This is a genomic window from Pseudomonas sp. PS01297 (assembly GCF_029959305.1).
Lineage (GTDB): Bacteria > Pseudomonadota > Gammaproteobacteria > Pseudomonadales > Pseudomonadaceae > Aquipseudomonas > Aquipseudomonas helleri.
The window spans coordinates 1-15,749 of record NZ_JASCPQ010000032.1; the positions used below are offsets into that span (position 1 = coordinate 1).

Genomic DNA, 15,749 nt, shown 5'->3' on the forward strand with positions numbered 1-15,749 from the left:
CCTGCGGATCATAGTACCGATAGCGGTTGTAGTGCAGCCCGGTTTCGGTGTCGAAGTACTGCCCTTGAAAGCGCAGCGGGTTGCGGATGTTTTCGCGTATTGCGCTGTCGGTACGCTTTTCCTTGGCCAACCCCCACGCTTGATACGTCGCACTCCAGGCAATCTCGCCGCGTTGGTCGGTGAGTTCCATCGGCGTGCCGAGGTGGTCGCATTGGTACCAGGCCATGGCGTTGAACGGTTTTGCTACGGGTTGGTGTTGCCACAGCGGGTCGCGGTCGATGTGGTAGCCGTTTTCATGGGTTGGTTCGCGCACGAGCGACAGACTGAGGTTTTCGACGGTTTGGGCGACGGGGATGAAGCTGCCCGGTTCGTAGAAGTAGTGGATCAGACGTCGTTCGCCGGGGTTGTCGCTGTAGCGCGTTTCATAGGCGAGGGTGTCGCCGTCCCAGCCGTAGATGTTTCGGCCGCAGTCGTATTGGGCGTTGAGCGTGCGCTGTTGCTGCTCGATCCACGCCGGGCCTGCGCCAGGGCTGGGCGGGCAGTGGGCTTTGGAGTATTTGGCTACGCGTCGCCCCAGTGCGTCGTAGGCGAAGTCGGCGGTCAGGCGTTCGTCTTCGTAGCGGGTCAGGCGGTCGTAGAGGTCCCAGGTGAAACGGGCTTTTTTACCGTTGTCGAGGCGTTCAAGCAGGTTGCCGCGGGCGTCGTAGGTGTAGTGCTGGCCGACGTAGTCGCGCAGCAGGTTGTCGAGGAGCTTGGGCGGCGGGTGGTGGATGGGCCGGCGCGGGGCCTTGGGGTCGAGCAGGTTGCTGGCCGGGTCGAAGGCGAAGGTTTCTTCTTTGTACTGGCTGCTGGCTCCGAGTAGGCGACCGAGCGGGTCGTAACGGTAGTTGATGTCGCCACGGCGGTTGTCGTGCAGGTCGGTCAATTGACCGGCATCGTCATAGCGGTAGTTGCGTACCAGCAGGCGCGTGCTTGAGCCGGTAAGGGCTACGGTCTGTTCCTGTAACTGGCCGTTGGGCGTCCAGCTCTGGCGCTGTTGTAGGCCGTTGCCTTGGTGACGGACGATTTCACGATGCAGGTCGTCGCGCTGGTAGCTCAGCAGTTCGATGTCGTCGACTTTCATGGCCAACAAATGGCCGCTGCCGTAGGTCAGCCAACTGACCCGGTGGCCGTCGGGGCGGGTGGTGGCAATGCGTTGGTTGAGGGCGTCGTACTCGTGCTGCCAGATGGCAACGTGGCAGGGTTTGTAGAGGTGCAGGTGCTGATGTTCGCGGGTGTTGTTGCCCGCTGCATCGTAAAACCACTGCAGTTTGCAGGTCGGGTTGGTGGCCAGCAGCAGGTTGCCGTTGCCATCGTAGGCAAAGGTTTCGGTCTGCCATTGCTTGCCACCCTGGTAGGCGGCGTGGCGGGCGCTCAGGCGGCCGAGCGGATCGTAGTCGTATCGCCAGACCCGGTCGCCGTCGGATCGATGGGTCGGCTGTTGGCTGCCGTTCTCGTACTGGTAGTGAATGGTTTGCCGGTCGAAGCCGGTTTCGCTCAGCAACTTGCCTGCCGGGTCGTAGGCGAAGGTGGCTGTGCTGTTGTTCTCGTTACGCAGTTCCAGTAATTGGCCGAGCTTGTCCCAGCGGTAGGCGAGGGTGCTGCCGTCGGCCTGCTGGCGCTGCTGGATCAAGCCTGCTTCGTTGTAGTGCCACACGGTGCGCTGGCGCAGGGCATCGGTGTGGCTGAGCAGGCGGCCTTCGGCGTCGCGCTCGAAATGCTCTTCGGTGTTGTCTGGCAGGGTCAGGCGCACCAGTTGCCCGGCGCTGTAATGGTAGGCGGTGATGTTGCCCGTAGCGTCTGTAAAACGGCTGAGCTGGCCGAGGGCGTTGTATTGCCATTGGCTGGCTTTGCCCGAGCAGTCGGTGTAGCGGGTCAGTTGGCCGTCGGCGTTGTAGGCCAGGTGTTTGCTGCCGCCGAGGGCGTCGGTGATGAGCACCGGCAGGTTGTCGCTGTTGTAGGCGTAGCAGGCTGTGTTCTCCAGCGGGTCGAGGGTTTCGATGATGTTGCCGCGCGGGTCGTAGTCATATTTCCACAGGCCGCCTTCGGCATCGCGGGTCTTGAAGCGCTGGTCCTGGTCGTCGTAGGCGTGGTGAATGCTGCTGCCGTCGGCACGGGTGTGTTGCAGCAGGTTGCCGCGATCATCGTAGGCATATGAATCGGTGCTGCCATCGGTGTGGATATGGCGGATGACGTTTTTGGCGGCGTCGCGAAACAGCCACTCTTCGTTGCCGTCGGGGTAAATGATGCGGTAGGTGTAGCCGAGGATGTCGTAGTAGTGCCAGGTCTCTTGACCCAGGGCGTCGGTGACGTAGGTCAGGCGGATGTTGGCGTCCCATTCCAGGCGGGTGTCGTAGCTGCCGTCGTCGGCCCACTCGCGCACGGCTTTGGCGTCCGGACCGTCGCCTTGCCATTGCAGATTCATGCCGCGCCCGGTGCGGTCGGTGTAGCGGGTGATCAGGTGATGTTGGTATTGATACGCCCACTGCGCGGCGTGTTCGTCGCGGGCAGCGCGCAGATCGCCGTGTTCGTCATAGTCGTAGTCCGCCAGCTGGCGCAAGGGCGCGCCTTCGTGCATCAGCCACAGGGCGTTGATGCGGCCGTTGTCGTCGAGCTGGGTGTGGATGTGTTGATGCGGGGTGTCGCTCTGGTAGGTGATCAGGTCCGATAGCACCGCTTGGCCTGCGTGCTGGTGGTCATAGTGCAGGGTGACGCGGGCGCCGCCGCGCAGGGTGATTTCACTGAGGGCGTAGTGATCGCCCAACTGCTGGTAGTGTTCCTGGCTGTCGTGGCCGCGGGCGATGACCAAGGTGGTGGCTGAGTTGCGAACCAGCAGTACGCCTTCAACGGCGTCGTAGTGATGTTTGCCGAGCTTGGGGTTGGGATAGCGGTGGTTGCGCCCGTCGGCACCGAGGTAGATCAGGCCTGTGTCGTTGACCGCAATGCGGGTCGTAAAGGGGGTGATCCAGCGTGCGCCGAGGCTGCCGTGATCCAGGGCGTCGAGACTTGAACGGTAGGTGCGCACCCATTCAACCGGGAAGGGTCCGGGCAGGGAAAAGTCAGCGTGTGCGACGGTTTCGCTACCCGTGGCGAAGCTGATGCTGCAACCGGTGCTGGAGGCGGTTTTGTTTTTGCAGCCGGGATCTCTGTCGGTGTGACGTTGAGTGTTTTGAGTCACCATCCCCGCTTGGCCTGTTTGGGCCTGGGCGTGGCTGACGTGTTGTGGTGCGACGCTTGCTGGCTGGGTGCCGCGGCGCTTGCGGCGGGCGAGGACGCTGACCAGTTCGGCAATCAAATTGCCGATGCTGCCGACTTTTCCCGCATCGCCCAGCGACGTGACCTTTTGCGCGGCCAGCTTGCCGATATCGTCGGCACTCTTGGCCACGCTGAGCAGCTCTTGGCAGGTGCTTTTGGAGAGCACTCTGTCGTCGATTAAAAAATGCGCCCCAATGGCAAACAGCGGGCCTGCGAACAGAGACGCAGTTTTAGTCTTGTTTGCCAGCGTCTTCTGTCCGTCATCGCTGGCGATGCTCCTGAGCATCTGGGCGAAAGCGGCACAGGCTTTGCTGATTTCGGCGGCGATTTTCGCCAACAGCTCGCTGAGGCGGGTTTGAATGGCGGCGGCAAAGTCTTCGAGTGCGCCTCGGGTTTTGTCGTTGAGATTCTCTTCGAGGGCGGTAAGCATGGCTGCTGAGATGGCCGCCAGACCGTTCTTGCGCACCGTGGACAGCGTGGTGCGCACCGCCAGCCGGGCAGGACCGCCCCCGGGGAACGAGACCAACCCGACCACATTGATACCCAGGCTCACCCAGGTGAGAAAATCCTCGCGATCACCTTCGATCAGCGTGAGCAGATCGCCAATGGCATCAATGCCCGCAAAGACTGTACCGACCCCGGGAATAACCGAGCCAGCGGCGTGCACCATGTTCCAGCTGACCGTATCGTTGGTGAGCTTGCGCAGCCATTGGTCGAGCTTTTCCTTGCTTGCCTCGATATCGTCTTTGGTGACTGTATTGATTGGGCTGTTGGCCGATTGCCGTGGGCGAGTGGCAGGAGAATTCATGATGATTTCTCCGGGTTGCCGGGCTGCTGCCCGGAAGCATCGATGCTGCCCGCGAGGGTTTTGACCGACGAGGGCATTTTGCTCAGGGCCGCTGCCTTCAGCGCGTTTTTAGACGGTGGGGTGTTGAGTACTGTCTCAAGCACCGCTCTGGCCTGAACCGCCAGGTGAGTGCGGGTGGTCTCAGCGGTGGTGGTTTCGATTTGTTCATGGGGCCCGGGGAAACCCGGATCGGTCCAGACATCAACCGGGTCCTTGTTGAACTGGACGTTGGCCGGGCCGGGTGCCAACCCTGCCACGACTGCAAATCCATTGGCATCCAGCACGCCTTTGAACACCTGTCCCAGAGCATCTTCTACCTGGTATTGGCCCCCCTTGAACGCCAACCCATTGGCATACTGCTGAAGCAACTCCAGATTCCCGGTACCGCTTTTGATGTCTTGGGGAAACGCTGCGGCCTGGCTTTGCGCGTTTTTATAGGCAAAGTTACTGGCATGGGCGATGTATTGGCCGCTAGTGGTGTGGGTGATGCCACCGGCGTTATAGGTGGTAGTGCTGCCTGCGGCCTTGATCACCAGTTCTTCCTTGGCGCTGAGGGTGATGCGTTCGGCAGTGGCGGTGATGTTGAGCTTGGCCAGCAGGTTGATGTTGTCTTTGAGGGCGCGAATGTCGATGTCGCCAGAGGCCGCGACCAGTCGCCAGCCCAAGCTCTGGACGAAGGTGCGCACGCCGCGGCTGGCGCTGATCAGCAGGCGTTTACCGATGGCCAGGCTGGTGTGGCCGCCACTGGTCAGGGCCAGGTGCTCGCCGCTGGTTAAGTGGGTGGATTGCGGCGTGCTGCTGGCGATTCCGGCAGGGCTGTGCAGCACCAGATAGGGTTCGCTCAGCTCGGGGAACTGGTTGGCACTCGGGTTGCCGCCTGTGCCGCCTGTGCCGCGAATGGCCGCATGCTGGTCACTGAGTACCTGCGCGACGTCATCTTGATCGCCGCTTTCCTGGGCCAGATGGTCGCGGGCCAGTTGGGAAAAGGTAGCGTGATGTTGCTGCGCAATGCTGAGTTGCTCGGCGCATTCGGGCAGGTCGGTGTGATGGGCGACGGCGCGGGCGCGAAGCTGGGTTGTCAGCAACAAGCCGCCGCCCGCCCGCACCACACCGTGGGCGTCGGTACGCAGTTCAAAACCTTCGCCACGAGGCGCTCCGCCATCCGGGCGCGGATGGGTCAAGAAGCCCGTGTTCAGCGCTGTGTGCTGATGGTCGGTCATCAGCGTGGCGCTGATCTGGCCATGGGTGTCATCAAGGCGCAGTTCGTTGTGGCGTTGGCCGTGCAGCTCCTTGCTGCGGATCGGGCTAATGGCCTTGAATTCCGGGAGCTTGTAAGGCGTGCGGTTGATGGCGTGGTAACTGCGGCCAATCACCATCGGCTGGTCGGGGTCCCCATTCAGAAACGCCACCAGCACCTCTTGACCGATGCGTGGCAACGCCACATGGCCCCAACCCGCCCCGGCCCAGCTCTGGCACACCCGCACCCAGCAAGAGCTGCGGTCGTCGTTGCGGTCTTCGCGGTCCCAAGGGAACTGCAGACGCACCCGGGCATGCTCATCGCAATAGACTTCTTCATTGGCCGGGCCGACCACGGTGGCGATTTGCGGGCCCTCGATACACGGCTTGGGCAGCAGCGGGGCCTGCCATTGCAGGGTGTCAGGGATCAGGGTGGCGGTCAGGCTGTAGCGAGTGCCGACACGACTGTCGGCGGACTCCTCTTCCAGGGCTGTGTGCTGCTGCCCGCTGTGGTGGATGTGCACGGCGCGCCAACCGATATTCATGCCTTCGCGCGGGTGGCCGACCAGATCAAAGGCCAAACCCGGCACCAGCCGTGCATCATCACCCGTCACTTCAACCGTGCGCGCATCGCTGCGCAAGGCCAGCAGGCGGGTGCGGGTAAAGGGTTTACCGGCGTTGTCATGTTTGTAACGACCGGGGTAGTCGTAGCGTTCATAGCCGCTGGATTGATGGTCCAGATGCATCGCCTGTTCTTGTTGTTCCAGGTTGTAACGCGGGTGAGTGAAGGTGTAATCGCGCTGGGTCTGCTCGCTGCTCCGTACCTGTTCGCGGTAGGTAAAACTGTGCAGTGCCGGTTGCGCGGGATCGCCGCCGGGGTTGGGCGCGTACACCAATGGCTCATCCTGCAAAATGCCGAAGGTGGCGATGTGGTCAGCCAGGATCAAAGAATGCCCGGCCTCACTGTGTTGAAAGATCGACAGCAGGCCTTCTTCGGCGGCCAGGCGCTGATAAAACGCCAGGTCCAGCTCGCCGGCCTGAACGCAGAATTCACGTGTTTGATGGGGCTCGGTCAGGCGCTGGGTACACGCGCCCCAGTGGCGATCCTTGAACAATTGCTGGAGTATCTGCGGCACGCTGCGCTGCTGGAAAATCCGCCAGTCCGATTGCAGGTTGGCGCGGGCCAGCTCGGGCTCGATGCGGGCGCGATACCAGGTGCGACGAAAGCCGGTCTTGCCTTGCTCGAACTGGCTGATCAACCCGTGCACGTACCGTACGGGCTGGTCGCCCTGAAAGAGGGTCAGTGTGGCGGGTTTGTCCAGCAGGGTGGCGAAATCGGCAGTGGCGGATTCGCTGATCAATTCAACGTTTAAACAGAAAAGTTCAGAGATGCCTTCGCTCAGTTCAAATGACACCACATCAAAGGCAATGTCGGCTGTTGAACTGAAGGTGAATCGCACATCCTGTGAAGAGGGCATGATGGCTCCCGCATATTAAGTGCATGGGCAGGTTTGAATAATGGGTATTCGGGCATGTAAGTGCCCACGCTTAAATAAACGTGAAAGTGTTTATAAGTGCGCTTGTTTGGCGCGAATCACCTGTTTCCTATATGTGATAGGCAGGATGTTTTTTGTTTGTTTATGCAGCAGGTCTGTTTTTATAAATACACACCCGTTAACACGTTTAAATGTTGGCTTGTTGGCCAGTTTGAACAGGCCAGGTGAATTCGCTATCGCGTGCAATATTGACCATGTGTAAAAGGTGAAAAGACTGGTTGCTGGCATATAACGCCATAAAGTGCGACAGGACACTGCCGAACACCTGTAAATCGCCCTCGCCACTGAAGGCTGCCGGATCGACACAGAGCGTGGTTTGGCTGCCCCGCATCGGGATGCCCTTGAACACGTAGTCTGTGGGCTGGTTGCTGACCTTTTTGATGCCCTCCAAGCGGTGCTGGGTGGCCCGCTGATGTTGCAGGTCATGGGGGGCGATAAAGTCGTAGACCTGCAACACTGCCTTCAGCGCGGCGGGTGAGGTCAGGGACAGTCGGTTCAGCGACAAGTTGGAGATCAGCGCCCAATGCGCTTCACCGTCAAACACGGGCGGGTATTGACGTGTCGGCCGCGTCAGGTTGCGGTACGTGGCAAAGGGCGGTGTGGTCTGAGTCACCAGGCAGATATCACCGATTTCCAGTTGTTGGGGTAAATCATTGTTGGTGCAGGTCAAGGCAATATTGAGTTCTTCACGCTGGCCCAGGTAAGGACGCTGATTGCCGTGTATCAGGCTAAGAGTATGCCTGGCCTGCTGCGTGAGCAGCTCGGGTTCAATCGCCAGGTTGTAATAGGCCGCTTCCTGTTCGCTAGCGGTTTCGACGCGATGGACCAGCGACTGATACGGCTCGAAATGCCGCTCGGGCTGTATTGACTCGGGGTCACGCTGACGGGCGCTCACCCGATCAACGCTGAAAATACTGTAAGCCTGCGGGCGCCGGGTGCGCGGGCGTACGATTTGATTCAGTTCTGCACCGTCCAGCAAAATAGGCTCGGCCGCGTGCTCAAACAGGTTGATGGCAGGGGTGCAGTACAGGCAGAACGTCTCGGGGCTGACCTCTACGAAGGTGGGCATCGGCCTGGAAAAATGCAGTTCCAGGCGCACGGTTTCGCTGGTTTGTTCGGGCCAATGGCGCTTTAGCCCTTTGAGCGTGAACCCATGGAAACGCTCGGGAAAGCAGAAATACTCCTGCAGCAGGCGATAGCCGTTCTGATGAGGAGCAAAGCCAGGCAGCAGCGCGTCATCGGGGTCGAAGCCGGCAAAACTCAAGATGTTTGGAGGCAAGCTGAGTTGATGATCACCGATGCCCAGGCTGATTCTCTTGAGGTGCTGTGAGAGCCATTGGTATACCACCAGCGCGTTGGCGTTATTGACGCCGAGGTGGAAATCCAGCCGGTCGCAGTTGATCTGGTTCCAGGGCTGTTGCGACAGGGCTTGCAGCTCAAGGCTGATAACGGACTTTTGCACGCTGTGGGAAACACTGGCGCTGCTCACCACCATCGGGTGCAGGTGCACGTCCGTACAGGTGCGGAAGGTACAGTTCACACCATTGACCGGCCTGGCATGCAACAGTGTCCCCTTGGGGATGATCTGCGAGCCGCTGAGCGCATGTTGCACCGGTTCAAAGCGCATCAGCGTGGTGCTGGGCAATGGCCGCAAAGCATTCGGGGCGACCATTTGCAGCAGCGGGTGGGTGAGTTCGGGCAGATCATCTTCGATTTTCATCGCCAGTTTGGCGGTCAAAAAAGCGAACCCCTCCATCAATCGCGCCACGTCCGGATCGCTGGCGCCCGGCCCTAAAAACGGTGCCAGTTGCGGATTGTCCTCAGCAAATTCGCGCCCCAACTCCTGGAGGTCGCGAAGTTCTTTCGCAAAGCGATCTTTCAAGGACATGGCGATACCGTTTAATAAGGGGTTGAGTTGGGCGGTCAGTTGCAGGGAGCCTGCGTAAGAAACTTCCTGCAACTAATAGTTAATAAGTATTGATGATGCATTCTCTGTTGTTTTTTTTGTTAATAGGTGGTGTCAGATTGAATGTCGTTGATGTGGGTACTTATCCCTACATAAAGCGAGTCTAGGCAGGCGGCTATGCAGTCACAACCATCAAGCAAAAATCAGGAGCAGGCTTACTTGTGATAATGTTTTTGTCTGACGGCTAATTCCTACATAGGAACTGTTTAGTGAAGTTTTGTATTTTAAATAACCTCAGGCCTCGGTCATGTGCAGTTCATCCGTCAGTGCATCCACCAGTTCTTCCAGGCTGTTAAAACGGCGATTGCTCACCGAACCAAACAGGGAGTGGTCAACGTAGGGTTGGTTGCCATCCATCAGCAGAGGGACATCGAAACGTTGGTGATGAGCGTTCAGGTAATGCACAAAAACGTTGCCGGGAGGCCCGTAGGTGAGGGTGAACATATTGGGGCTGTGGATCCGCGTAGTCACAGAAAAGCTGTTACCTACGGAAGGGACATGCACTAACAGTTCGCAACGGGCGTTTAATTGGTGAGTGCGCCAGGGCGACGGAATGATGAGGCCTGAGTCACGGGTGGTTCTCATGGGCAGCGTTGCCAGTCTACCTACCACGCGGATGCTGGTCGCGTTGCTCAGGTTGGCCAAGCCCGGTATGCCTTGAAACGTATTGCAGTGGGCGAGTCCCACCAGGGCCAGCCAGCGGTTCGAGCCATACTTTCGTTGATCGAATGCTATTTTTTTATGGGCGAAAAAATTGAACATCGTGACTCGATCAAGTTGATCGGACAATGTCTGCGCTGCCCCTGGCGGGGAAAGATTGCCTATTTCGAGTTGTGAACAGGCTGCGCTATCAAGCGCCATCACGCTTATCCCTTGGGCATGTGCCGCTTCAACCAGTTGCGTGAAGTTATGAGGCGTGTTGGACAAGTTGAAATGAGCGTCCAGCCATTGCAGACGCTCTTTGAGCAGAAGTGGCATTGGCATTGCTGGCGATGCGTTGAACGTATCCAGAAGCTCTTGATGAACTTCCGTAATCAGAAACTCTATGTAAATACGCTCCAGCGACTGCCTCTTGAGTGCTGACATGTTCTCGATCAACAGTTTGCGCGTCAGGGCGATGTGGTGAGTTTCACCGATGACGACACTCTTACGCTGACTGAACAGATGATCAAACAGAGGTTCAGGCAACACATTTCGCGGCGGTATCACCAGCGCCCCGGCTTTCTCCTTGAACGTTGAGTAGAACAGCCTTGCGTGTCTGCGCAGTCGAGACTGAATGGCAAAGAGGTGCAGCATGCTTGCTGACATGCTCTGCGGCAGGGTCAGGGTTTGTGCGCCAATACTGAAAGCCCCGGGCAAACCCCTATTAATTGCCGGGAGTAGCGCACGATCAGTCATGGGCAGTTCGTAGTCCTGGTAGGTGGTTTGCGATGGGCCTTTTTCAATCGGGTCCATACCCCCCCGTAGCCTGGGCAGGGGCTCTGCCTGCCAGGTGTCCAGGTGCGTGTCCTCAAACAGTGGATAGCGCAGGGTTTGCAGGGCAGTGCTGGGCGGATAAATAAAACGTTGACCCTGAGCCACATCGCTCAAGTAATACTTGCCGTCGATCAACGCATAATGCTGTGCACCGGTTTTGCTCTGGTACAAGTTGCCTTTGATGTGATTCAGTTCTGAAGAGCTGACTTGCACGTGCATGCCGGATAGATCGGGAGGGGGACTGAGTGCGGCCAAGGCACGGAGTTTGGGCGCGCTCGGGGGCAAGTATCGTGCACCTGTGATAGACCACAGCGCCCTGGCTGCGGATTTTGAGGCGCCTGCCTGCTTGAGCAGCAAAAATACTTTAGTGACGCTGTGCAGGGTCTTCGAAGCGGTCGCGATGGGCAGCATCACCACCAAGTCCAATGCCAGGTCTATCCCGAAAGTCAGCTTGTTCCACAGTGATTGCTCTTCGACCTCGGCGTTGCTGGTTGAGTCGTGGTCCGCGTTGTGGCGCAAGGTTGAGACTCTTTGTTCATACAGCGCATTGTGAAGCGGCTCATTGATTGCAAAGGTATGCACGGTCTGGAACGGGTTGCCGACCCGGCTGCGGGCACTGAGCAGCAGCTCGCCGAGTTGCCGGGGCTGCTCGGTCATTGCGGCCTGCCCGGCTTTGGACAGGTGCTGGAGGATGTAGCGCCGCCATTCGAGCGATTCAGCCCATTGCTGCATCAGAAACTGCTGCATGGCCTCCAGGCTGGCAAACTCCTTGAAGGTCTGCTCGTTCGGCGCGCCTGGTGTGTACAGGATGACATTGGGGATAGGCTGGCGTTGCTCAAGGCTGATGATCAACACGTCATTGAGCGGATGACCATTGCGGGTGCTGGGCGAGTTGGCAATCAGCATCGAGCTGGCGATGATGCTGTGCCCCCCCACTTTCTTACGGCTTGCCAGGGTGTCGGCTTCGACGATGGCTTGCAGCCACTGGTGACTGCGCAGGGGGTTGGTTTGCAGCAAACTGCGGGTGTCCAGTTGCGCTGCCTGGGTTGCGCACGCCAGGCTGGCGCGGTGCGCATCGGCCCAGGCTTTGCGCAGGGCGGAGCCACCCGTGATCAATCGCGCTTGCAGCAGTTTGTCGTAACTTTCGCTCACATCCAGTCCCTGGACCAGAGACTTCAGATAACGCTCATCAAATTCGATGAGCTGGCCGGAGGATTCTTTATAAGTAGCGAATATTGAGGTTTTCTGACCCGTGAAGATTTTGTAAAAGCTGGCATCCCACGGGTCAATGTTGCGCAATGCCAGCGCCGTCAAGGTCAAGGTCAAGGTGTAACTTGGCCGGGTTGCCGGGTCCTCGGTAGAGGACACGTGGTCGGGTCCAACGCCGCCGCCCAGGCTGGCGGGATTAAAGGAGTGAGTGATGCTGACCTGCACACTATCAGGGTCGATTGTCTTGCCGGGGTAGTCGATTGCCAACTGTCGAATCAGCGCCGTGCGGGCAAACATCGCCAGGGGTGGGATATTAGCCTCGTAGAACAGCTTGGCGAAAGTTTGGTTGGACGCCAACTCGGCCACAACCAGCTTATCCAGCGCTTGCTGATCTTTGGCGCTGGCGGCCAGGTACCACGACGGCAGATTGGCGTCGATGTAGCGCCTGCCACGATCCACCAAGCGGTTGCGGATATCCAGAAGCGGGCCGATGTGCGCCAGGCGATTGAAAAGTTCATACACCTGTTCGGCGTTGGATTCGTGTCGGGGCAAGCAGCTCCAGCCGTGGGCAATGTCTTGTTTTTGCAGGGTCAAGAGTGAGCGCACAGAGTGCTCGAAGATATTTTCCGATACCTGTGCGTAAGCAAACGTTACATCAGTGGTTTGATAACTCTGGGCTCGGACTTGGTCTTGCCAACAGACAGTGTCCAGCAACCCATCGACAGATTCAGGCTTGATGAACCGCGAGCGCAGCGCTTGATCCAGTGCCTGCAGCGAGCTGAACAGATCCAGGCCTTTGTCTGGGGTGAACAGCAGCATGGCGCCCAGATCGGTACTGGCGTCGATAACCGCAGTGGGCGTTTGGCTCGAGACCACGAACACCCCGGCCAAAGGAATGTCGGCCTGCTGATTCTTGCCTTTGATACTCACAGAGAACGTCGCTGGCCGTTGTGCCACGGGCAGTTGCTCGCGCAGCTGGCTGTAAGGCTTGCTGATAAGTGTATCGATCAGCGCTTTGCCGGACGCTTCCAGGGTGTGGTCCGCAACCCGCAGCGTGGCCTCGGCCGCGACCGCTTTGCCCAGTTGCTCTACGAGCCATTGTTGGCGTGTGAGGGGTTTACCGGGGGCAAAGGCTGCGCGCCAGAAGTCATCCAGTTGGCGCTGGTAATAACGATCTGGATACCGGAGTAAATCATCAACAAACTGCTCGAAGGCAGGTGTGCCGGCCGTGGTCAGGTGAACGGTGCGTTTACGTGTCGGGGAAGACGGGTTTACTTCGTCACGGATGGTCTTTGTGAAGAACCGATAGACCCGATTGGTGGTCTCGAAATGTTTACCGCCCCAAGGGGTGTTGTTGAAGAAGTCAACCATCCGCTGGGTTGTGGCTGGTCGCGGCCAGTCAACCAGGGTTGAACCCGAATGCAGGGTGAGCAAGATGCTTTCTTCATAGTGCACCGCGTCCAGGGCAATCGGCAGGGGATGCTTGAGGAATGACTGCTGGGCCCGCGCGTGAAGCATATCCATCAGCGACTTGCCCGTCTCGGGTAGCGCATCCAGTAGCGTTTTCAACGCCTGCTGGTACTCAAATAAATGATTCAGGCTTTGTGCCTGTAGAGCCTCAGTGGAGGAGGGTGTTGCAAGGGAGGTGGGCATGTGTGCTCCTGGGGGTAATTTGCCAGGAGAAGACGCTACACAGGTTGAGCGAGACGCTTGATATAGGTAAATGCCGCCACGCCTCGATCACGCTGTGACAGGCAGAGATTGATAGCCAGGCTTAATGTTCGGCTAAGCGCACGACTGCTCGTATGCCGCTGTCATGATTTGCCAGGTGGGAGCATCCGCGGGAATCAAATGTTCGATACGCAGTGACGTGACGGTGATGTCTAGCGGCATGCCGAAGGTGGTGAAAGTAGACATAAAGCTCAGCTCGCCCTGCGGGCATTTAATCCGCGTCAACACCAGCGGGGGCAGTTCGCCGGGGCCTGTTTCAGGGGTGTCTGGTGCGGGCAGGCCCTCCAGTATTCTGGCCAGAGCGGGGTTGCCCAATGCTTCGCGGATTGCGCGCTGCCAGGCAACATGGCGGATTTCGTCGGCGTTGATCAAGTGATCGCCCAGCCCGCCGGGCTGTAGCAGCGTGACTAACAGATTCAACCCATGTGCCGAATCACTTGGCAGGCCGACGAGGTTGAACAGCACTTGAGTGCTGGCATTGGCGGCCAGCACTTCCCAGTGGCTGCCCAGCACAATGGCCGGGGCCGGGTTGTTGGCATGCAGGACATGGGTGATGGCCTCACGGACCGACTCCATGGCGGGCGAGGACAGCGGGGTTGCTTCATAGCGGGGCGCATAACCTGCCGCCCGGAAAATACTGTTGCACTGCTCAAGGGGTGCTTCGAGGGCCATCAATAAATGATGCAGCGTGGCGGGGCTCGGCTTGGCACGCCCGGTTTCGATGCAACTTAGATGACGCTGGGAAACACCGGTGATCAGAGACAGCTCCAACTGGCTCAAGCGGGCGTGGCGGCGAAGCTGACGCAACAGTGGGCCTGCGGTGGTCGGGGGCGTAGTGCGCTGAATCGGTGGGCTGCTCATGGGCGAACTCTGGCAGTGCAAACGGGATTAGTCCATGACCTGTGAGGTCATTGCTGAGCAGGTAAAAGTATCACTAACGTGGACCTCCCATCAGCCGTTGCAGTTTTTCTGGACGAAGACATGAAAAGACCGTATCTCGCCCTTGTCGCTTTACTGGGTTTCTCTGTGTACACGGCCTATACCCTGTGGCTGGCAGAGCAGCCACTGATTGAGTTTGGCCTTACCCTGATGTCCAGCCCGGACACCGCTCAAGTGGTGATTGACCTCTATTTGATGGCGGCCCTGGCGTGCGTATGGATGTACCGCGATGCGCAACGGCAGGGCCGCTCTAAGGTCTCGTTGTTGCCTTATTTCATGCTGACGGCTGTATTCGTATCCATCGGCCCGCTGCTGTACATCGTGGTCAATGGCTTTAAAAACAGGGCGCAGCCATGAGCAGCGTGTTGAGCGTCTACGCGCTCTGCGTGGTAGTGCTATGCGTGAAAATGTTTGCGCTTTCCTGCTATCAAGGCTTCTATCGCATCAAGTCCCTGGCCTTTACCAATCGTGAAGACGCGGGTTACTTCAACCGCCCGGTCAGCCCACAGGAATTGCCGCAAGTTACTCGCGCTGCTAAAGCTTGGGCTAACGACCTGGAGAACATCCCTTTGTTCTTTGTATTAGGTGGTTTGTGTTGTGCATTGGAGACCTCGAGTGGTGCCTCGATTTGGCTATTCTGCATGTTCTGCGTTGTGCGGGTGTTGCACTCCGTGTGCTATCTGGCAGGGTGGCAGCCTTGGCGAACCGTGACGTATGCCGTCGGCATTGTTTGTCTGTCGGGGCTGGGCTGTATGGTTGGACTTAAGGCGGTGGTTGCGCTGAATATGGCGTGAGCAACTGCGACTCACAGGTGATTAATCTGCTCGATGAGCCTTTCGCAGGTAGTCGACGTCTTGGAACAGGCCCTTTGAAAGGACGCAAGTGATGACAACTCCAGCCTTGGCGCGTGAAGTGTCTGTGGTGCTCTATCCCGGCTGCATTTTTTTCGAAATTGCGTTGGCCCTTGAGCAACTGTCAGGCCATTACGTTGTGCGTTTTTATACCCCTGAGGGCGAGTCCCATAAAAGCTCTCAAGGCTTTGAGCTGCAAGTCGATGGCGATTATGCGGCGCTCGCAAAAGCTGAAACAGTCGCGGTGCTGGTGCCTGGCGGTGATTCGCGGGGGGTATTAACCTCCGGTTCGCTTATTGTTGAGGCGTTACACAAGCAAATGCAGCGCTCTGTGCTGATGGCCGGGATTTGTGCGGGTAATTTGGTGCTGGCCTACGCCGGTGTATTGAAGGGACGTCGTGCTACCCACAACTACACGCAAGAACATGCTCATACGGACAAGGTTGAGGCATCTGCTCGGTACTGGAAGGGTAGTTTTTTCGAAAGGGCCAATATTGTGATTGATGACAATGTGATTACTGCGCAGCCCTGGGCCTATCGAGATTATGCGGCGGCGATTGCGGTGTATTTGGAACTGATGCCAGCAACGGTCGGCGAAGCGCTGGCTACGTACACAGAGCGACGTCGATACCTTGAATAAATAC

Annotated in this window: 8 protein-coding genes; 3 read left to right on the plus strand and 5 right to left on the minus strand. The window is 58.4% G+C overall.

Going from position 1 to position 15,749, the window contains the following annotated elements; all coding sequences use genetic code 11:
• From QMX84_RS11755 to QMX84_RS11775, 5 genes are all read right to left on the minus strand, one after another.
• Positions 1 to 4,102 (minus strand): DUF6531 domain-containing protein (locus tag QMX84_RS11755; RefSeq protein ID WP_282363855.1); only part of this gene is annotated, 4,102 nt, incomplete at its 3' end.
• On the minus strand, positions 4,099 to 6,855 hold the full coding sequence (gene tssI / locus QMX84_RS11760; RefSeq protein ID WP_282363856.1) for a type VI secretion system Vgr family protein: 2,757 nt from the start codon (positions 6,853 to 6,855) through the stop codon (positions 4,099 to 4,101). The genes QMX84_RS11755 and tssI, both read right to left, overlap by 4 nt.
• 205 nt (positions 6,856 to 7,060) lie before the next feature.
• A complete protein-coding gene (tssF, locus tag QMX84_RS11765) occupies positions 7,061 to 8,821 on the minus strand; it encodes a type VI secretion system baseplate subunit TssF (RefSeq protein ID WP_273218399.1) in 1,761 nt (586 codons plus the stop codon).
• Between the two features lie 312 nt (positions 8,822 to 9,133).
• Positions 9,134 to 13,237 (minus strand): membrane-targeted effector domain-containing toxin, encoded by a 4,104-nt coding sequence (locus QMX84_RS11770; RefSeq protein ID WP_282363857.1) that lies wholly within the window; start codon positions 13,235 to 13,237, stop codon positions 9,134 to 9,136.
• 132 nt (positions 13,238 to 13,369) lie between these two features.
• Positions 13,370 to 14,176, minus strand: coding sequence for a helix-turn-helix domain-containing protein (locus QMX84_RS11775; protein WP_282363858.1), 807 nt, complete (start codon positions 14,174 to 14,176; stop codon positions 13,370 to 13,372).
• Positions 14,177 to 14,296: 120 nt separating this feature from the next.
• Between QMX84_RS11775 and QMX84_RS11780 the strand changes: the two genes are divergently transcribed.
• The 3 genes from QMX84_RS11780 to QMX84_RS11790 all read left to right on the plus strand — a co-directional run bounded on the left by QMX84_RS11780 (position 14,297) and on the right by QMX84_RS11790 (position 15,745).
• Positions 14,297 to 14,611: a DUF2834 domain-containing protein gene (locus tag QMX84_RS11780; RefSeq protein ID WP_282363859.1), complete on the plus strand. Its 315-nt coding sequence runs from the start codon at positions 14,297 to 14,299 to the stop codon at positions 14,609 to 14,611.
• Positions 14,608 to 15,048 (plus strand): MAPEG family protein, encoded by a 441-nt coding sequence (locus QMX84_RS11785; protein ID WP_282363860.1) that lies wholly within the window; start codon positions 14,608 to 14,610, stop codon positions 15,046 to 15,048. Before QMX84_RS11780 ends, QMX84_RS11785 begins: the two co-directional genes overlap by 4 nt.
• Before the next feature lie 91 nt (positions 15,049 to 15,139).
• On the plus strand, positions 15,140 to 15,745 hold the full coding sequence (locus QMX84_RS11790; RefSeq protein WP_262124600.1) for a DJ-1/PfpI family protein: 606 nt from the start codon (positions 15,140 to 15,142) through the stop codon (positions 15,743 to 15,745).
• Positions 15,746 to 15,749 lie beyond the last annotated feature (4 nt).